An 18,406-nucleotide genomic window follows, 5' to 3' on the forward strand; every position below is an offset into this window, starting at 1 on the left:
AAACGCTTTCTAAGCGTGCACTGATGGGTACGGTGCGTTGCGTATATTGCTGATATGGTCGCGATGATCAGAAGTGCCAGATAAGCTTTGTGGGCAGTGCTATAGGACGCCTGAGGGAGCAACGCAACAGTCATCGGAAGTAACGCGATCGCGGAGATCACCCACGCAACGACAACCCTGTGATAGGCCATTTTTCAAGCTCTCCCTACGTAAGGCACCGTCGCAACTGGCAGCTCATTGATCAATTGTTGCAGCTGTACCTCATGGATTTCCGCCATTCGGTCATCAAAGCCGTTTCGTCGATTTAGCTCCGCAGTCACCAGATACCAGGTCAAAGCGTCCAGTGATGGCGTCTCAAAAAGCCGAATCTCGATGGGGGTCGTTTCATCCCACTCATAAGCGCCTATTCCGCTCAGTTGGGGCGACAGAAAATACTGATCCCCACGCATGACCCATACCAATCCCGGCCAAGGGGCGAGGCCATCAAACAGATACCTGAGGTCGACTGGGTTGTCCCAGTTTTCGCAGTACGTGGCCGTTAGGTAATAATCGAAGGTAAAGCTCATTTGGGTGCACTCAAGCAGGGGCGAGTCTGCATCGAAGCATGAGGCCTCGCGTGCCAGAACCACGTCCACAACGACGTTGCGTGTGCTTCGCACTACTGATTGTCCGGAGGGTTGAGCTGCGACCGACGTTTTTCGGCACGCTCGCCGCGAGTGGTCCGATTTTTCTGCTGACCTTCTGATCGATCGGCAGAGCTTGGCCGAGAAAGACGTTGACCGGCAGCCTCGCGGCTTTGCCGTGAAGGCGGCGGCGTATCAGCCCTGCTAGGGGAGCCACCTGGTGACGCCCCAGGCGAGCCCAAGGTTTTTTGTGCTTGTTGGATCTTTGTGCGGAGTAGCTCTTGCTTTAGACCGGCGCTCTTGATTGCCGACATCTTAGAAAGTCCGCCGACTACTGAACCCGCGACAGATGCAGCGATACTTCCTAATTGGGTGAAGCTGGCAGCACTGTCTGTTTTTGGTAGCGATTGAACTCTCAAAAGCGCTGCAGCAGCCCATGTTGCGACCAGAATAACGAATCCGGCGCCACCGGCTAAAACTCCGCGCATGCCATTGATCTCCATTGGCGTACCAGAGCTATTAATAGCAGTTGCAGCTTGTATAAAACTAATGCTAGCTAATTGGCTGGAAACTAAATAGAGAATACCTTCAGCAAAAAACAATGATAGATATGTAAATACAAGCAGCCGTATCCAATAGAGCAATATCTCAATACCAAAGACACATGCCAAAAGCGCTACCAGCGGGAATATATGAATAAGAGCGGCTTGTCCCATGGCTGTTAAATAGACAAACCATGGAAGCTTTGCCGCTAGATCTAAAGTTGCAAGTGCACCATTTGCTTCATTGAGTGCCCCAATCGCCTCAGATGCATTTTCGCGAACCTTTGAACCAAAAGACGAGCCATCAGAATCTGAATAAAGAGATCCTAGGCTTCTATTGACAACATCTGACCAAGCTCTAACCCCTGCGACAACAGATGGCTCTGTATCAGGTGCTAGATTAGAAGGTCGAATGCGATCTCCCACTGCCCTATATCCCTCTTCAGCACCTGCTTGCGCAGCCTGATAAGCCTCATAGCAGTTTTCCGGAACGAAATATCTGTTATTTACACCTGATGGCTCTGCTAACAACGCCGGATCAGAAAGCGAACCATCGACAACTTCCCAAGGGTTCAGGTAGCCTGCGGGCTCATCAACGCCGCCTGATAATCTAGACTTCCATCCTGACTCATTAGGTAGCAAGTATCTTTTTCCAGTTGGCCACTTATCACTGCTTAAATTTTCTAGCGCAGCTTTTCCTGCGGACCTCCGTTCACCTGCCTTATAAGTATCAATTAAGGTTAGAGCTTGTCGGATTGTTGGAAACCACGAAAAAGTCAGGCCTGACACCTTGTCGGCAGTGGCACTACTGAGTATAGAAACTTGAGAATCCGGTACCCCGAGCGCACCACCACCTCGAAGCCCTATAGCTTGCCAAGTTGTTTCTGGAACGCTACTGTCATCGTTAGGGCTTGGCTCGCAATATACTTTGTAATCCTTCATGAGCTTAGCCAAATCACTCCCCATGAAAGGGCTAATTTCCCGCTCGGTGAGATCGGCAATCAAAAGCGCTGATTGTTCGTTATCTTTAGTTCGATACACCTGTACGAGCTTTTCATATGTAGGGAGAATTATTTTAAGTGTAAATGACTGTCCTTTTGTCATTTCCATGCTGGCACGGCCAGGGAAGGTCACGGTTTCAGGCTGCAAAGCGATAAATACAAACAGCGATGTGATAAAAACCCCGAAAGGCATACTGGTGGGTCTGCCTCGCACCAGATTCCAGATAATCCAAGATAATGAAATGTAAGGCACAGCTCGAGCGAGCTGACGAACTATTTCAGCAAGCTCAGCATTTTTTGCTCCCATCGATACTAACGATGAAATCATTGCGTCAAGACCGCTTTGAAATAACCACCCAAAATCACCAAACTCGCCCATGCGTCAGGCCTCGATACTTGAGAAAATCTTTTTAGGTACGGTAATAAAAATCGCTACGGTTCCAATCAAGAAAACTAGTGCTGCCCATATGGTGCCAGCGGCTGTATACACATAATTTTCCAGCACCGTGAATCCCACAACCAAAATTACTAGTGTCACCAGCCTGGATGGACTCATTTCAGTATTAAGCACCTTCACGATAACTCCTCACCTGTCCTTAAGGAGTTTCACTCTGAAGTAAAATTCGAAAACCTCAAAGTCAAAACAGGCCATCAAAATTCAGTCCCACTGCTAGTCAGCGATCAGTCAACAATGGTTCATGGAATGCGGTGTCATCAAAATCTCAGTTCGTTCAGCTTAGGCTGAACGTGCAGCGCTTTACGCGCTGCTGCGTGCGAAGCACGCGGCTCTGTCAGGGTGCTTCGCTACGCTCAACACCATGAACAGAGCCGCGTCCCGCGATCAAAAGCAAAATCGATGTGACATTCAGTATTTGCTATTGACCTTAACTAGCGTCGATAGCAAGATCAAATTGCACCCGAACTAGCTATGCGAGTTCTCCTCACAGGATGTCACGCTATTTCGTGCGTTCTTTCTAGACTGCTAATTCAGTCTGCGTGAGTGGTGCGGGGTTATGCGGCAGCTATTGCTGCCCGTTACCTCGCTTCCCAAGCATCAGTTTGCTAATTCAATCTGCACGCTTGGTCATCCTGAGTTGATTAGCCATCACCTCAAGGCGTTGTATTAGGCTTGATGCGAGGTTTTGCTTCGGCCGTGCATCAGATTCATCACTGTCTAACTCTGACAATAAATTGAGTTGTATCAGGCGCGAAAACCTGGCAAGGGGTCAACCCTTCGACTCTGTCGATTAGACAGCGAAGCAAACAGTGAGAGTGCGAAAGCGCATCGTTGCGGTACTTCGGTATCTGCATCTGATAAGTCCGACACTGCAAAAAAAGGGGCTAGGCATCCGCTGGATGTCGGAACCACATACTTGAATTTCAAGCGCCCCATTTGGGTTGCAGCTGAAATTTAAGTCTTTAAAGTGGTTGCTGTAACTTACAGTGAGATCTAAAGATTTATGAATAGTAAGCTCAACGGGCATCACGAAGAAATTTTATCTCTGCGGGTACAGCGCTATACGTTGGTGATGATTCAACGTTGGCTGCTTGAGCAGCGTAGGGTAAAGGTCTGTCTTTCAGCAATTTCCAGATCAATCCATAGATCACTAAGTACTCAGAGGCAGCAGTCACTTTTCATTTCAGACTCCGAGTTCAAACGCTACCGAAACGACGTAGACGCGAGCTTACAGCGACGAACCTATCGTCGACACTTGAGTAAATATATTGGTCTAATCGAGAATTATCGATATGTCAGGGGCTTTGGTGCTGAGCAAATTCTTATAGAGCTGCGGGCCCAAGGAGTGGATACGTCTTTGAGCTCTATCGTCAGAATGTTGCAGGTGATTAGTGAGCAAAAAAATCAAAAGTCCTCGCTCTAGAGAAAAGAGAACATTTGCCAAGCCCTCCACTCAAGCAAAGATCCTTAGTAAGGCAATGTACAACTCCGGGCTTGTCTCGGGGCTTGGCACTTCGCACAGTTACGAGGCTAGCCTTAAATTGGCCGCACAATGGCTTCGTGGGGCAGGACGAGGAGCATTACACGAGCTTACTCCGAAGGCAGCTAAAGCTTACCTGTATGAGCGCTCCAGAGAAGTAGGTCAAAAAACTTTAGACAGGGACCGGCAGGCTCTTCAGGCTGTATTACGCCAACTTGGAAGGCTAAGTGATAAACAGCGTTTGAGTGTAATTCAGGCAGAGAAGCCACAGAACCTAAGTAGCCGAAATTATACTGCAGAACAAGTGCAAAGAATTCTTTCTCATCAGACCGCGCGTAATGCGCTTAGCACCGAGTTAGCCGCTACAGCCGGCCTGAGAGCTCACGAACTACTGACACTACTCCCAGCATCCGAAAGGGCAATGGATGATCGTCCTGCGGACCCAGGAAAGTTCCGAGAAGGTGTTAGATATACTGTGGTAGGAAAAGGAGGGCTCGTCCGCGAAGTAAGCTTGCCAAGAAACTTGGCTGCACAACTCGAAGCTCGCCGGCTAGACGCGCCTGTCATTGTCATAGATCGTCGAATTCATTATAAAAGCTTCTACGATATAGCCGGTGGGCAATCGTGGTCTCAATCTTTCTCGCGCGCGAGCAACTCGGCATTGGGCTTTAGCAACGGAGCGCATGGTTTGAGACATTCATACGCTCAGGACAGAAACCGCGAGGTGCAAGCTTCACTAGGTGAGCTACAGCGCGCAAAGGCTATTGTCTCCCAAGAGTTAGGGCATTTTCGTCCAGAGATCACCGACACTTATCTGCGCTGAGCTTAATGTCATCGCTTTGCCCTAAATTTGCATACCAATACCGCTTCGCGAGCAGAATCAAAAGCCTCTGATTAGAAAAAAACAGCAGTGCGATAGGGCATTTCGTTGCCGACTGTCGTTTGTGGTGACTATTGAGCTCACAAAGCCGGGCCTCGTATTACGAGGGGCCGGCGTGTAGGAATCTCATAGAGATCTCCTAGTATGCAAAATATTCGTAGGCCTAGAACCCTTGTACTTAAGGGCCCTGCGGCAAGGTGGTTAATTTTTTTCGTTGGTGAAAGCACGATAGTCTGTTGGTAAAAGCACGATAGTTTGTTGGTGAAAACACGATAGTCAGATGGTGAAAACGTCTCAGTCGGATCGGATTCGGGGTCGATGAATTCGGAACTGGGATCGTAAACCCTCGCCGCGAAATTTGAGGTGCCAGCCGATTTGGCCAATTTCACCTAATGCTTCGCGAATTTTTGCTCGACGCGTTCTCTGTGTTGACGATATGAGGCTAACCGGGCCCCAGACTCTTTGCGACACAGTATCTAACCCCGTCCAGTAGCATTCTCTGTCTTCACGAACAGTGGCCGACAGCCACGCATGCAGAAGCTTCGCGGGATCGCCGTCTAGCTTCCTGCGCTCCCTTAAACATATCTTCACATACTGTCCATCAAATAACGCCTGGACGAATCGAGAATTAAGCGCAATGAGGACGTCTCCGTTCGGTGCAGTTACGACGCTGAGTAAGCGCATGGACCAATCAAAACCATCTCTTCTAGCCCGACAGCCGACTTGAGAAAGCCTATAAAGGGAGTCCTTCAGGCGAAGGTAATCGTCTTTGCTAGTGTTTAGGTTTGCGGCCATTAACAGTTTGTAGCACGTCGTTGTGAGCGTTGTAGCTCTACCCCCTAATGCATCATGCAGGGGGTGGAGCTCTGACCAAAGCTGCCGAGCTATCGGAGAGTCATCTTCTGCGCTTAATAGATCGTTGCCAAATCCCGCCAAGCCTACGATGGCCAGAAGGATTGATTGATCTCGGACATCCAGCCACTCATAGCAGGTGAACAAGAAATGTGTGTTGTCGTGCTTGTGTTCGACTGTAAGCCCGACTGGTCGTTTTTGTTTCGATGGGAAAGCCCGGAATAGTGATGCTGCAGCTAAGGCCGGGTCTAGAAGTGTGTATATGGCGTCCTTGCCACGAGACTCAGAGCGCATTCACTGCCTCCCGTCCTTTCCGTGCCCCTGTAACGGTCGTGCGTCGCTTCGATTCTCTGATCTGGGCCGGTATTAGCACGCCGCCGTCCGAACGTTTATACCACTGCTGCTCAAGTACGGCAGACCCATAATTAAGCTTGTTTTCGCCTAGGCGAACATACTGGCTCTGCAGTCCAGTCAGGGGGGGTGAGAGGTGGGAGTCTTCGGTCAGGCGCTTGGCTTCGTCCTCCGTCATTTGCGTTAGATATCCACACCATCGACCATTATCAATCAATGCTGAAGCTCCGCGAGATGAGTACTGATCGAGTTGACCATCCCGTCTGCTGGCTTTACTCACATGATGAATGAAGAGTACTGCTGCGCCGCTTTTTATGGCTAGTTCTTCCAGTCGCGAGATCAAAAGAGACATGTCACTGTTGCTGTTCTCATCTAGGCAATGAATGCGACTTACGGTGTCGAGGACGATTAATCGGGGGGCCTCTTGGAGCTTCAAGACCGCTTCCAGGCCTTCATTGGTCATGACATCCAGCCGTTTGCCCATCATCGGTTCGATCGTCAGATTCCCTGCTATGGAATCTAAGGCCTCAGCGGCATCTTCCGAGTGTTTCGATTGCTTCCGTATGCATTGACCGATGGCGTAGATCCGGTGAGCGAGTACCTGCTCCATATCTTCCAGGGCGAGATATACCACTGGACCATTCGGGGGAGGATCGATTCCAAGAAGGTTTCCTTGGGGTACATGACAGGCCACCGCGATTGCTGCCTGCAGAGCCCAGAAGCTTTTGCCTGTTCCACCTGGTGCCACGAGGGCGCCGACGGTCCCAGCTACGAAGCTGCCGAACACATAGTCCAATGCCGGAGGTTGGGTGAGGAACGCTGACCTAATGTCGATCGGCATCACTCACCTCCAGCCAGCAAATTTGCAACATCAGCCGCTCGGAAGTAGATCAGGCGGCCAAGCCGAAGCTTCATGGCATGTAGAGAGGCAGCGAACTCGCTCTCGGCCGGATGCGCAATGGTGTAGTCCAGCCCCTTTTCACTTCTGTGTAGCAGCTCTGCCAGCTGCTTCTTTGTTAACAAGGGGCCGTATCGGTCAATGAGCTGTTGCTCAAAACGGGCGTTACTAGCAGTCATCTGGGTATCCACGCTTTAGGTTGATGACTAAATAGTGGAAAGGGACTGCCCTATTTTCTGGCTTTGAAAGCTGCCTGGGGGAATTAATCGCAGAAAGTTGGGAAATGGGGGGGGGCGCTCAAAAAAACATCGCGCTGTGGTTAGAGATTTCCATATCAGTGCAGGGGAGGAAAGGGTAGAAAAGTTTTCGCATGCAGAATCTTTTCTACCCTATTTAAATCTAGTCTTTGCCGATGCTATCCAGCCGCTCGACCAGATCCTCCGCGCGTAAGTGAGTGTAGCGCTTAAGCATTTGCATGGATTTGTGGCCGCTGATTGCTGAAACTTCTTGGTCGGATAGGCCAGATTCGACAAGTCGGCTGACGGCCTCGTGCCTCAAATCATGAAAGCGAAAATCCGTCATCCCGAGCGGCTTCCTCAGCGTTGCCCAGACTTTGTTGAACGCATAAGGCCTACGCTTACCATCTCTGCCAGGTTCACCGAAGAAGATAAGTTGGCAGTCCTTCGGCCTGAGAGGATTGTCTACCGCCGCATGCATTGCATCTGTCGCACGCTTATTGAGTGGCACGGTTCGATGGGTATTATTTTTGGTATCCGGAAGGTGGACGACCCGTTTTTTGAGATCCACTTGGGAGAGCGTAAGCGTGGCAATCTCAGATGAGCGCATGGTCGTTTCCACGGCGATTCGCGCCATCCATCCGAGCATAGGGTTGCTATGCGCATCAGCAGCACCTAGAAGCCGGTCCCCTTCGTCCCCTACAAAACGCCGCTCTCGACCCTTTCCAGGCTTGGGCTTCCGAATGCTCGCAACTGGATTGAATGTGAGGCCGAGCCCCCATTCTTTGATTGCCGTTGAGTAAAGATGTCCCAAGAGCGCCAACTCAAGCCGAACGGTGTTGTTGCTGGTCAATGTGCGCTTGCGGGCTGCGGGCTGAGACAGTCGCTTGTCACGGTAGGCTGCGATGATTTCGCTGGAGAGGGCTGCAAGGGAGTATTTGCCCAGCTCGGTAGTGAGCTTTTTTGCCTTGCTTGCTTCGCCATTCTGAGTAGAAGGCTTTTTGGTAGGAGTGACCTCAGACAGATAACGCTTCAGCGCCGCTTCTAGGGTCATCCGCTCTGATCCGCTGCGCTGGATGTAGACACCTCTGACCATCTCGTCTTCGGTTCGACGTGACCAATCCTCTGCATCGCGTTTGGTGCGAAACGTTTTGGACGCTGTCGGCCATCCGACTTTTCGGATGACCGCTTTCCAGGTTCCTGATGGGGTTTTTACGAGAGTTGCCATGCTGTTCTCCGAAGACATCGGCACGGACTGTACCGAAACTGTACCTCGGAGGCATTCCAAAACACCCTCTCGAAACTGCAGCATTGCTGCAGCCCTTGGTTTATATGGTGGGCCCACACGGACTTGAACCGTGGACCAAAGGATTATGAGTCCTCTGCTCTGACCAACTGAGCTATAGGCCCTTAACTGGTCGCGGATTATAGCGATGGTTTCTCTGCTGTGCTATCCGAAAAATCTTCAATGCTCATGCGAAGGAAGGTCGCGGCAAAAAGCTCCGGCGGCAGGGGCAGGCTGACGATGTAGCCTTGCATCTGTTCACAGCCTTCTGCAGCGAGGAACGCTTGTTGTGCTGGGTTTTCCACGCCCTCGGCGATGATGGTGAATTGCATGCTGTGGCCCAGGGCGATGATGGCGCGCACGATAGCAGCGTCGTGGGGGTCATCGGGCAGGCCGCGGACGAAGGATTGGTCGATCTTGAGAAAGTCCAGCGGCAGGCGTTTGAGGTAGCTGAGGGAAGAATAGCCGGTGCCGAAGTCGTCAATCGCCAGTTGTACCCCCAGGTGCTTGAGTTGGTGCAAGACTTCCAGCGCTTCTTCGGCCTGGCTCATGATGAAGTTTTCGGTGATCTCCAATTGCAGCCGGTCAGGTTTCAAGTGGTAGTCGCGCAGCAGTTGTTCGATACGTGACAGCAGGTTCGGGTGGCGCAGTTGTGCGCCGGCGAGGTTGACCGAGAGCGTGCCGAAGTCATCGAAGGTGCCTTGCCAGGCGTGCATTTGCCGGCAAGCCTGCTCCAGAACCCAGTCGCCGATTTGCAGGATCATGCCGTTCTCTTCGGCCAGGGCGATGAAATGTTCGGGCGGCACATCGCCAAAGGTCGGGTGACGCCAGCGGATCAAGGCTTCGGCGCCGATCAGTTCCTGGGTGATCAGGCTCAATTTTGGTTGGTAATACAGGCTCAGTTCATCGCGCTCGATGGCGCGACGCAGTTCGTGTTCCAGTGCTACACGTTCGTTGGCTTGGGCGGTGAGGTCGCGGGTATAGCTTTCGACCCGGTTGCGCCCTTTGGCCTTGGAGCGGTACATCGCGGCATCGGCGTTCTTGACCAGGGTCGCGACGTCGGTGCCGTCCTGGGGGTACAGGCTGGTGCCGATGCTGGCGCTGATAAAGAACTCATGTTCTCCGGCCTGGAATGGTGGGGTGAAACAGGCCAGTAGCTTGTTGGCCAGGTTGTCGGCGTCGCTGGCGTGTTGCAGGCCGGGAAGCAGGATGATGAATTCGTCGCCACCCAGGCGGGCCACGGTGTCGATGTCGCGCAGTTGGTCCTTGAGGCGCACGGCGATATCTTTAAGCAGCAGGTCGCCAATCGGGTGGCCGAGGCTGTCGTTGATGTGTTTGAAGCGGTCCAGGTCAAGAAACAGGACGGCGCCCTGTTTGCCGGTTTCCTGATGACCGTTGAGCGCGGCCTGCAGCCGGCTCTCGAACAGGGTGCGGTTGGGCAGGCCGGTCAACGGGTCGTGGTGCGCCTGGTAATCGAGGCGGGCCTGGGCCAGCTTGAGGCTGGAGATGTCGGCAAATACGGCGACGAAGTGGGTGATCGATTGCTCACGGTTGCGTACCGCGCTGATGGTCAGCCAACTGGGGTAAAGCTCGCCGTTCTTGCGGCGGTTGGAGATCTCGCCCTGCCAGTGTCCTTGGGCGGTCAGTTGATGCCACATTGCCGCGTAGAACGCGCTGTCGTGCAAGCCCGAGGCCAGCAGGCGGGGCGTATGGCCGAGGGCTTCGGCCTCGCTGTAGCCAGTAATTTCGCTGAACGCGCGGTTCACGGCACTGATATTTTGCCGGGTGTCAGTGATTAATACGCCTTCGGCGGTGCTCTCGAATACGGTAGCGGCTTGTTGCAGTTTTTCCTGCATCAGCTGGCGCTCGGTGATGTCCCGGGCGATGGTGAGCATGCAGTCGTCGTCGCCAATCGGTAATGGGCGGCTGGAGAGTTCGCAAAGCCGGATTTGCCCGTCGCTGCGGCGGATGTGGCAGATGAAGTCGCGGACAAAACCGTCGCGCTGCATCAGCTCCAGCATGTGTTTGCGTTCGTTGAGGTCGACCCAGATCCCCAGGTCCAAGGTTGATTGATCAAGGGATGTTGCGCTGGTGAAACCGGTGATACGGCTGAAGCCATCGTTCACTTCAAGCAACAGACCGTCGCGCTGACGACTCAGCAGTAGGCCGTCCGGTGAGGCATGGAAGGCCTTGGCGAATTTCTCTTCCGACGTTTGCAGTTGCTGCTGGGTTTCCTTGAGTTGGGAGATATCACGGACCACCACCACGATGGCTTCGATGGTGTCGAGTTGGAACGGCTCGGCCGAAATCAGGCCGGTAAAGGCTTGGCCGTTGCTACGAAGGAAAGGCATCTCCAGGTTACGAATGCTGGATGTCTGGACCCGTTGCAATAAGTCCGGACCGATTCCGTCGATCCCCCAAATATTGAGCTCAGTGCCGGTTTTGCCGACGACCTCTTCGGCGCGCAGGCCAACCTGGTCCTCGAACGCCTTGTTGACTTCCAGCAGGCAGCCATCGGACAAACGTGCGATCACCAAAATGTCCGGGCACTGCTGGAATACCGAAGCAAACTTTTGTTCGGACAGTTGCAGCGCCTCTTCAGTGCGCTTGGCCTCGCTGATGTCGATCATCAGGCCGCGCAGCACGGGTTCATGGCCGTGTTCGATCAGGCTGACGATGTCTCTTACCCACAGGCAACGGCCATCGGCGGTGATCACGCGGTAGTCAACGCTGTGATCACGGTTGGCGCGGGTCTCGCGGTAGCAATAGGCTTCGGTGCGCGTGAGGTCGGCGGGGTGGATGATGTTGCGCCAGAACCCTGGAATCAGCCAATGGGCGCGAGGATAGCCCAGCAGTTCCTCTGCGTGGGGGGAGACGTAGCTGTAGGTGAAATCGTTGACGTTGGCTTCCCAGGCGATGGCGGACAGGCTCTCCACCAGCCCGCGATAGTGGTACTCGCTGCTGCGCAGTTCCTGTTCCAGGGCAACCCTGCGGGAAATTTCCGAGCTGAGGCGACGATTGATCCGAATCACGATGGCCAATACCGTGCTCAGCAGCAGCACCGTCGGCAGGCCGTAGGTCAGCAAGTCGGTCCAGAAGGCGCGATGGTCGGTGATGCTGCCTACCCAGTGTTGCTGTATAGCGTCGGTCTCGGCCGGGCTGAGGTCGGCGAGGACTTTGTCCAGAATGCCCACCAGCATTTTGTTATCTCGCGGCACGCCCATCGCCAGTTGGTAGCGATAGGGTGTTTCGCCGCTTACATACAAGCCATCGAGCTTGAGCTGACGCAGGCTCCAGACGCTGGACGCCAGGTCACCCACCACAGCATCCACTTCATCGGTGGCCAGTGCTTGCAGTGCCGAGCTGACATTCGGCATTGCGACCAGGTTGAGGTCCGGGTGATGGGTGCGCAATAGCTCATGGGGGGCGTAATTCTCCACGACGGCGATTTTCAGCCCATAGAGATCCTTGAGGTTGTGTGGCTGTGCACCGCCTTCGTGAGCGAGGATGACGATGGGGAAATCCAGGTAGGGCCGTGTGAACGCGATGTAGCTTTGGCGCTCGGGGGTGGACATCACGCCGGGCAGTAAATCCAGCTGATTGTTCTTGGCCTGCTCAAGCACGGCGCTCCAGCTCATCGGTTCGATCAGTTTGATTCGCACGCCCAGGCGGTCCTGGATCAGGCGCACATAGTCAGCAGCCAGGCCTTGATAGCGGCCGGCTTCATCGCGAAATTCAAAGGGTGGCCACGACGCATCCACCCCCAGCCGCAGCTCCTGATGGTCCGCCAGCCAGCCACGCTCATCATCGGTAAGAGTCAACGCGCCAGCCGTTGCGGTCCAGGTCAGCAGCGACAGCAGTAACACAGTCGGCAATCTGGGCATAACGGTCTCGTTATGGCACGGGGAATGGTTCGAGTGTAGACGGGCATTGCGGGGGAGGAGGGGGTGCGCAGGCTTTTATCGATAGAAAACAAAACCCCCGGCCTAGGCCGGGGGTTCTGGTATCACTCGTCGAGGAAGGAGCGTAGGTGCTCGCTTCGCGTCGGGTGGCGCAACTTGCGCAGCGCCTTGGCTTCGATCTGACGGATCCGCTCGCGGGTCACGTCAAATTGCTTACCGACTTCCTCAAGGGTGTGGTCGGTATTCATGTCGATGCCGAAACGCATGCGCAGTACCTTGGCTTCACGGGCAGTGAGGCCGGACAGTACGTCACGAGTCGCTTCTTTGAGGCTCTCAACGGTGGCGACATCGATTGGCGACTGCATGGTCGAGTCTTCGATGAAGTCACCCAGGTGGGAGTCTTCGTCATCACCAATCGGGGTTTCCATGGAGATCGGCTCTTTAGCGATCTTCAATACCTTGCGGATTTTATCCTCAGGCATTTCCATGCGTTCGCCCAGCTCTTCCGGGGTCGGTTCGCGACCCATTTCCTGCAACATCTGCCGGGAAATACGGTTGAGCTTGTTGATCGTCTCGATCATGTGCACCGGAATACGGATGGTGCGGGCCTGGTCGGCGATCGAGCGAGTGATCGCCTGACGGATCCACCAGGTGGCATAAGTCGAGAACTTGTAGCCGCGACGGTATTCGAACTTGTCCACAGCCTTCATCAAGCCGATGTTGCCTTCCTGGATCAGATCGAGGAATTGCAGGCCACGGTTGGTGTACTTCTTGGCGATGGAGATCACCAGACGCAAGTTCGCTTCAACCATTTCTTTCTTCGCGCGGCGGGCCTTGGCCTCGCCGATCGACATGCGACGGTTGATGTCCTTGATCTCGGCAATCGTCAGACCGGTTTCGGTCTCGAGTGCTTGCAGCTTCTGCTGGCAACGGATGATATCCGGCTGCAGGCGGCCAATGGCTTCGGCGTACTTCGCCTTGCCTTTGGCCAGGGCGTCGGTCCAGCTTTCGTCAACTTCGTTGCCCGGGAACTGGCGCAGGAAGTCGGTACGCGGCATGCGCGCATCACGGACACACAGCTGCATGATCGCACGCTCTTGTGCACGCAAACGCTCAAGGGCGCTACGAACGCGTTCAACCAGGCCTTCGAATTGCTTCGGAACCAGCTTGATCGGCATGAACAGCTCAGCCAGAGCCAGCAGCTCGGCGATTGCCTGCTTGTTGGCGCGACCGTGCTTCTTCAAAGCCTTGCGGGTGATTTCCATTTGATCGGAAACCGCACCGAAACGCTGGGCAGCGATGATCGGGTCTGGACCGCTTTCGACTTCTTCTTCGTCGTCACTGCTGGCTTCGGCATCGTCGTCGTCGGTATCGTCGTCCGCTTTCGCGGCCTTGGCATCGACAGGCGGCGGGACTTCGGCTGCAGGCGGTGCAATGCCGTCGTCCGGGTCGATATAACCGCTCAGGACGTCGGAAAGGCGGCCACCTTCGGTGGTGACGCGATTGTACTCGGAGAGGATGTGGTCAACCGTGCCAGGGAAGTGCGCGATCGCGCCCATCACTTCACGGATGCCCTCTTCGATACGCTTGGCGATTTCGATTTCGCCTTCGCGTGTCAGCAGCTCGACGGTACCCATTTCACGCATGTACATGCGCACAGGGTCAGTGGTACGACCGATATCGGTCTCCACGGCAGCCAGCGCGGCAGCAGCTTCTTCAGCGGCAGCCTCGTCGGTATCGGCGTCCGCCAGCATAAGGGAATCCTTATCTGGCGCAGCTTCGAATACGTTGATCCCCATGTCGTTAATCATGCGGATGATGTCTTCCACCTGCTCTGGATCTGAAATATCCTCAGGCAGGTGGTCGTTGACCTCCGCGTAAGTCAGGTAACCCTGCTCACGACCGAGAACGATCAACTCTTTGATACGAGACTGCTGTTGCGCTTTTCCGGACATAACACCCTATCCACTGAAGGTCTTGGCGGGCAAAAAACAAGCCGAGGATTATACCCGAGCTATGACCTCACACGCCAGCTGAGGTCGGGTTTGATGCGGAAACATTCTGTTTTAAGAGGTCGCGCATCTGTTTTGCTATCTGAATTTGCTCTTCAGCCGACAATCCCGGCTGCCTTGCTCTCTTGATAAGTTCATCGAGGGTCTGCGTGTGCTGACCCGCGGATAACCTAGTAATGGTGTCTAAAAACTGTTGTTCAAGGTTATCGCCGTCAATTAGCCACTCCTTTTCCGCAAGTGCTTTCAACAGTCGGCCTTGTTCGGTTCCGTGCCAGCGAGCCATTAGCTGGATAGAGTTTAGCCTAGGATTTTTTTGCACGGCCTCGATCAGGGCAATCAGCACCTGGGCGTAGGTGTTGCTTTCGTTAGCGAAGTGATCGGCGCTTTCGACTTTGCTGGCCAGCTGCGGATGGTGGATCAACGTACGCAATGCAATAAGCGTTGGTGCTTCCACGGCCACGGGTGTGCGTGGGGCATAGGCTTCATCGCGGTCGCCGCGCTTGCCGTTCTTGCTCCAGGGTTTCTTGTCCCATTTTTTGCCGCCGGCGCCGGGCTTTTTCGGGGTCCATTCCTGCTGGGGCGCGTAGGCCTCCTGCGGTTGATGGAAGTCCGAATAGTCCGGCATGGCGTCGTAATCCATGCCTGGGTCGTAGGCTGGTGGCGGCGTATCCTGCGGCGCACTGTGCACCAATTGACTCACCGCCTCGCCGCTTAGACCGGTGATCTCAAGCAAGCGCTGGCGCATCAGGGTGCGCAGGTTGGCGCCCGGTACCTTGTCGATCAGCGGCGCCGCGAGGGTGGCCATGTGGGCCTTGCCTTCGAGGGAGCGCGGGTCGGCTTCTTCAGTCAGTTGCTGGAAAAAATAGTCCGCCAGCGGCTGTGCGTGCTGGTTGATGCGTGCGCGAAAGGCGTCGGTGCCTTCGGAGCGTACCAGTGTGTCTGGGTCCTCGCCTTCGGGCAGGAACAGAAAGCGCGCGCGACGCCCATCCTGCAAGCTCGACAGCGTGGCTTCGAGCGCGCGCCAGGCAGCGTTGCGGCCGGCCTGGTCGCCATCGAAACAGAACAGCACGCTGGGCACGACGCGAAACAGGCGCTTCAAATGTTCTTCGCTGGTGGCAGTGCCCAGCGTGGCCACGGCGTTGCGCAAACCTTGTTGGGCGAGCGCGATCACGTCCATATAGCCTTCAACCACGATGATTTCATCGAGGTTGCGGTTGTTCTTGCGCGCTTCAAACAGGCCGTAGAGTTCCTGGCCTTTATGGAACACCGGGGTTTCCGGGGAGTTCAGGTACTTGGGCTTATCGTCCCCCAGTACGCGACCACCAAAGGCGATGATGCGGCCACGGCTGTCGCGGATCGGGAACATCACCCGGTCGCGGAAACGGTCGTAGCGCTTGCCGGTCTCGGCGTTTTCCACCAGCAGGCCGGCGTCGATCATGGCTTTTTGCTGCAGGGTGTCGCTGCTCAGGTGTTTGTACAGATTGTCCCAGCCCGGCGGTGCAAAGCCGAGGCCGAAATCACGGGCGATTTCGCCGGTGAGGCCGCGACCTTTGAGGTAGTCGACTGCGGCTTTGCGTTGCGGGTGGCTTTTGAGGGCCTGACGGTAAAAGTCGGCCGCGGCCGTCAGTAGCGGGTACAGCGGCGAATCGGTGGGCTGGCGCGGTTTGTGCGGGCGGCCACTTTCCTCGCGAGGGATTTCCATGCCGGCGGCTTTCGCCAGGTCCTCGACCGCCTGGGGGAAGTCCAGGTTGTCGTGGTCCATCAGGAAGCCAAGGGCATTGCCGCCTGCGCCGCAACCGAAGCAGTAATAGAACTGCTTGTCGGGGCTGACGCTGAACGACGGGGTTTTTTCCTTGTGGAATGGGCAGCAGGCGGTGTAGTTCTTGCCAGCTTTCTTCAGTTGCACGCGTGAGCTGACAACATCGACGATGTCGGTGCGGTTCAGAAGGTCGTCAATAAAGCTCTGGGGAATCAGCCCGGCCATGGCGTTCTCGTCATCACTGCGTGTAAATGAGGGCCCGTGAAGTGTTCAAGCGCAGCTGTTGTGCGGCTCGACCTTCAATTGTCTGCTTGGGTTGCATGGAAGTGTATCTGCCGAACATTCACTGACGTTAGTTTCTGATCAGTCTTTGGCGTGGAAATGTTGCCCTGGCATCCGGTCTAGGCCAATGGCAGGCCTGGGAAGCACATTGCGGGCGCAGCCGACCTGTTGATCGTCTGTTTGTAGAATAAGTGTGCTCGTCAGTAGCCTTGTTAGGCTCGTCAGAAGAGACGTGCACCGCTGGCAGAAGAGCCAGTCCTGACGTGTGAAGCAATGTATCGGTCGCATGTGCGGCGTCAACAGTGAAACATCAAGCGATATCCGCAAATGCCAACAGCCCGGCTGAGGGCCGGGCTTGGCAGAAGCTTGCTACGAACGTCTGTGTATTAGTACAGACGAACGGCGCGGCGCTGTTCGCGCTGAACTTTCTTGGCGTGACGCTTAACAGCGGCTGCTGCTTTGCGCTTACGCTCAGAAGTTGGCTTCTCGTAAAATTCGCGGCTACGAACTTCAGCCAGTACACCGGCTTTTTCGCAGGAGCGCTTGAAACGACGCAGAGCTACGTCGAAGGGTTCGTTCTCTTTAACTTTGACGGCTGGCATCCAGAGCTACCTTCTTTCATTACCGGGATCAACGTTCTCGTCGCAAACAATTCGCGGCTGAGGTCGTCGGTTTTTAAGGGTTGCGGATGTTAACCCCTCATTGCCCGGAATGCAAAGCCTCTGATCGAAAACCGCTAGTCGGGAGGTGGAGTGGCGACTATTATGCGCGCCTTCGAATTTAGCCTCTACAAGGCGCAAACCCATGCTAGTACTGGGACTTGAAACCTCCTGCGACGAAACCGGTGTCGCACTTTACGACAGTGAACGCGGGCTCTTGGCCGATGCACTGTTCAGTCAGATCGACCTGCACCGCGCCTATGGCGGCGTGGTGCCGGAGCTGGCCAGCCGCGATCACGTCAAGCGCATGCTGCCCCTGATTCGTCAGGTGCTGGATGAGGCCGGCTGCGTGCCGACCGAGATCGACGCCATTGCCTACACCGCGGGCCCCGGATTGGTCGGAGCCCTTCTGGTTGGGGCCTCTTGCGCCCAGGCGCTGGCATTTGCCTGGGGCATTCCGGCCCTCGGTGTGCACCATATGGAAGGCCATTTATTGGCGCCCATGCTGGAAAAAACACCGCCGCAGTTCCCGTTCGTCGCTTTGTTGGTTTCAGGCGGCCATACGCAGCTGGTTCAGGTGGATGGCATCGGCCAATACACGCTGCTGGGTGAGTCCCTGGACGACGCTGCCGGCGAGGCGTTCGACAAGACCGCGAAGATGATGGGCCTCAATTATCCCGGTGGCCCGGAAATCGCCCGTCTCGCCGAAAAGGGCGTTGCCGGTCGCTACACCTTCCCGCGTCCGATGTGCGACCGCCCAGGCCTGATGTTCAGCTTCAGCGGTTTGAAAACCTCCGCGTTGAATACCTGGCAGCACAGCGTCAGCGCCGGGGACGACAGTGAGCAAGCCCGTTGCGACATCGCGCTGGCGTTCCAGCAGGCCGTGGTGGAGACTTTGACCATCAAGTGCAAGCGTGCCCTGAAACAGGCGGGTATGAAGCGTCTGGTGATCGCTGGCGGCGTCAGCGCCAATAAGGCTTTGCGGGCGTCATTGGAAAAAATGCTCGGTGACATGAAGGGCGATGTGTTCTACGCACGTCCCGAGTTCTGCACTGACAATGGCGCGATGATCGCCTACGCCGGTTGCCAGCGTTTGCAGGCGGGGCAGCATGAAAGCCTGGCGATCAGCGTGCAGGCGCGCTGGCCGATGGAGCAGTTGTCGCCGTTGTAAGCGTGCAAGGTGAGCG

At 55.1% G+C, this 18,406-nt stretch carries 12 protein-coding genes and 1 tRNA gene; 1 reads left to right on the top strand and 12 read right to left on the bottom strand.

The annotated features are described in order from the left end of the window. Positions 1-194: 194 nt before the first annotated feature. The 12 genes from DYL59_RS10055 to rpsU all read right to left on the bottom strand — a co-directional run bounded on the left by DYL59_RS10055 (position 195) and on the right by rpsU (position 17,162). Entirely contained in the window at positions 195-566 is a 372-nt protein-coding gene (locus DYL59_RS10055) for a hypothetical protein (protein WP_135289051.1), read from the bottom strand. 92 nt (positions 567-658) lie between these two features. After that, positions 659-2,545, bottom strand: coding sequence for a hypothetical protein (locus DYL59_RS10060; protein WP_135289052.1), 1,887 nt, complete (start codon positions 2,543-2,545; stop codon positions 659-661). A gap of 3 nt (positions 2,546-2,548) precedes the next feature. Next, entirely contained in the window at positions 2,549-2,743 is a 195-nt protein-coding gene (locus DYL59_RS10065; RefSeq protein ID WP_135289053.1) for a hypothetical protein, read from the bottom strand. 2,534 nt (positions 2,744-5,277) lie between these two features. Beyond that, positions 5,278-6,129, bottom strand: coding sequence for a replication protein C, IncQ-type (repC, locus tag DYL59_RS32015; protein WP_135289054.1), 852 nt, complete (start codon positions 6,127-6,129; stop codon positions 5,278-5,280). Beyond that, positions 6,119-7,027 (bottom strand): helicase RepA family protein, encoded by a 909-nt coding sequence (locus DYL59_RS10080; protein ID WP_135289055.1) that lies wholly within the window; start codon positions 7,025-7,027, stop codon positions 6,119-6,121. Before DYL59_RS10080 ends, repC begins: the two co-directional genes overlap by 11 nt. Beyond that, positions 7,027-7,263, bottom strand: coding sequence for a hypothetical protein (locus DYL59_RS10085; RefSeq protein WP_054071027.1), 237 nt, complete (start codon positions 7,261-7,263; stop codon positions 7,027-7,029). Before DYL59_RS10085 ends, DYL59_RS10080 begins: the two co-directional genes overlap by 1 nt. 220 nt (positions 7,264-7,483) lie before the next feature. Beyond that, positions 7,484-8,548, bottom strand: a complete 1,065-nt coding sequence (locus DYL59_RS10090) for a site-specific integrase (protein ID WP_135289056.1) — start codon at positions 8,546-8,548, stop codon at positions 7,484-7,486. A gap of 105 nt (positions 8,549-8,653) precedes the next feature. Next, positions 8,654-8,730 (bottom strand) — tRNA-Ile (locus DYL59_RS10095). Positions 8,731-8,745: 15 nt separating this feature from the next. Beyond that, positions 8,746-12,489, bottom strand: coding sequence for an EAL domain-containing protein (locus DYL59_RS10100; protein WP_135289057.1), 3,744 nt, complete (start codon positions 12,487-12,489; stop codon positions 8,746-8,748). Between the two features lie 122 nt (positions 12,490-12,611). After that, a complete protein-coding gene (gene rpoD / locus DYL59_RS10105; protein WP_135289058.1) occupies positions 12,612-14,462 on the bottom strand; it encodes an RNA polymerase sigma factor RpoD in 1,851 nt (616 codons plus the stop codon). Between the two features lie 67 nt (positions 14,463-14,529). Continuing rightward, positions 14,530-16,503: a DNA primase gene (gene dnaG / locus DYL59_RS10110; RefSeq protein ID WP_135289059.1), complete on the bottom strand. Its 1,974-nt coding sequence runs from the start codon at positions 16,501-16,503 to the stop codon at positions 14,530-14,532. Positions 16,504-16,946: 443 nt separating this feature from the next. Next, positions 16,947-17,162, bottom strand: a complete 216-nt coding sequence (rpsU, locus tag DYL59_RS10115; protein ID WP_002551877.1) for a 30S ribosomal protein S21 — start codon at positions 17,160-17,162, stop codon at positions 16,947-16,949. Between the two features lie 202 nt (positions 17,163-17,364). Here rpsU and tsaD point away from each other — a divergent pair, with 202 nt between their 5' ends. Next, positions 17,365-18,390, top strand: a complete 1,026-nt coding sequence (gene tsaD, locus DYL59_RS10120; RefSeq protein ID WP_135289060.1) for a tRNA (adenosine(37)-N6)-threonylcarbamoyltransferase complex transferase subunit TsaD — start codon at positions 17,365-17,367, stop codon at positions 18,388-18,390. Positions 18,391-18,406 lie beyond the last annotated feature (16 nt).

Source organism: Pseudomonas kairouanensis (assembly GCF_004682055.1).
Taxonomy (GTDB): domain Bacteria; phylum Pseudomonadota; class Gammaproteobacteria; order Pseudomonadales; family Pseudomonadaceae; genus Aquipseudomonas; species Aquipseudomonas kairouanensis.

Bases quoted from the DNA above. Each gene is read 5' to 3' on its own strand.
- DYL59_RS10055 (WP_135289051.1), bottom strand. From the start codon at position 566: ATGAGCTTTACCTTCGATTATTACCTAACGGCCACGTACTGCGAAAAC.
- DYL59_RS10060 (WP_135289052.1), bottom strand. From the start codon at position 2,545: ATGGGCGAGTTTGGTGATTTTGGGTGGTTATTTCAAAGCGGTCTTGAC.
- repC (WP_135289054.1), bottom strand. From the start codon at position 6,129: ATGCGCTCTGAGTCTCGTGGCAAGGACGCCATATACACACTTCTAGAC.
- DYL59_RS10080 (WP_135289055.1), bottom strand. From the start codon at position 7,027: ATGCCGATCGACATTAGGTCAGCGTTCCTCACCCAACCTCCGGCATTG.
- DYL59_RS10085 (WP_054071027.1), bottom strand. From the start codon at position 7,263: ATGACTGCTAGTAACGCCCGTTTTGAGCAACAGCTCATTGACCGATAC.
- DYL59_RS10090 (WP_135289056.1), bottom strand. From the start codon at position 8,548: ATGGCAACTCTCGTAAAAACCCCATCAGGAACCTGGAAAGCGGTCATC.
- DYL59_RS10100 (WP_135289057.1), bottom strand. From the start codon at position 12,489: ATGCCCAGATTGCCGACTGTGTTACTGCTGTCGCTGCTGACCTGGACC.
- rpoD (WP_135289058.1), bottom strand. From the start codon at position 14,462: ATGTCCGGAAAAGCGCAACAGCAGTCTCGTATCAAAGAGTTGATCGTT.
- dnaG (WP_135289059.1), bottom strand. From the start codon at position 16,503: ATGGCCGGGCTGATTCCCCAGAGCTTTATTGACGACCTTCTGAACCGC.
- rpsU (WP_002551877.1), bottom strand. From the start codon at position 17,162: ATGCCAGCCGTCAAAGTTAAAGAGAACGAACCCTTCGACGTAGCTCTG.
- tsaD (WP_135289060.1), top strand. From the start codon at position 17,365: ATGCTAGTACTGGGACTTGAAACCTCCTGCGACGAAACCGGTGTCGCA.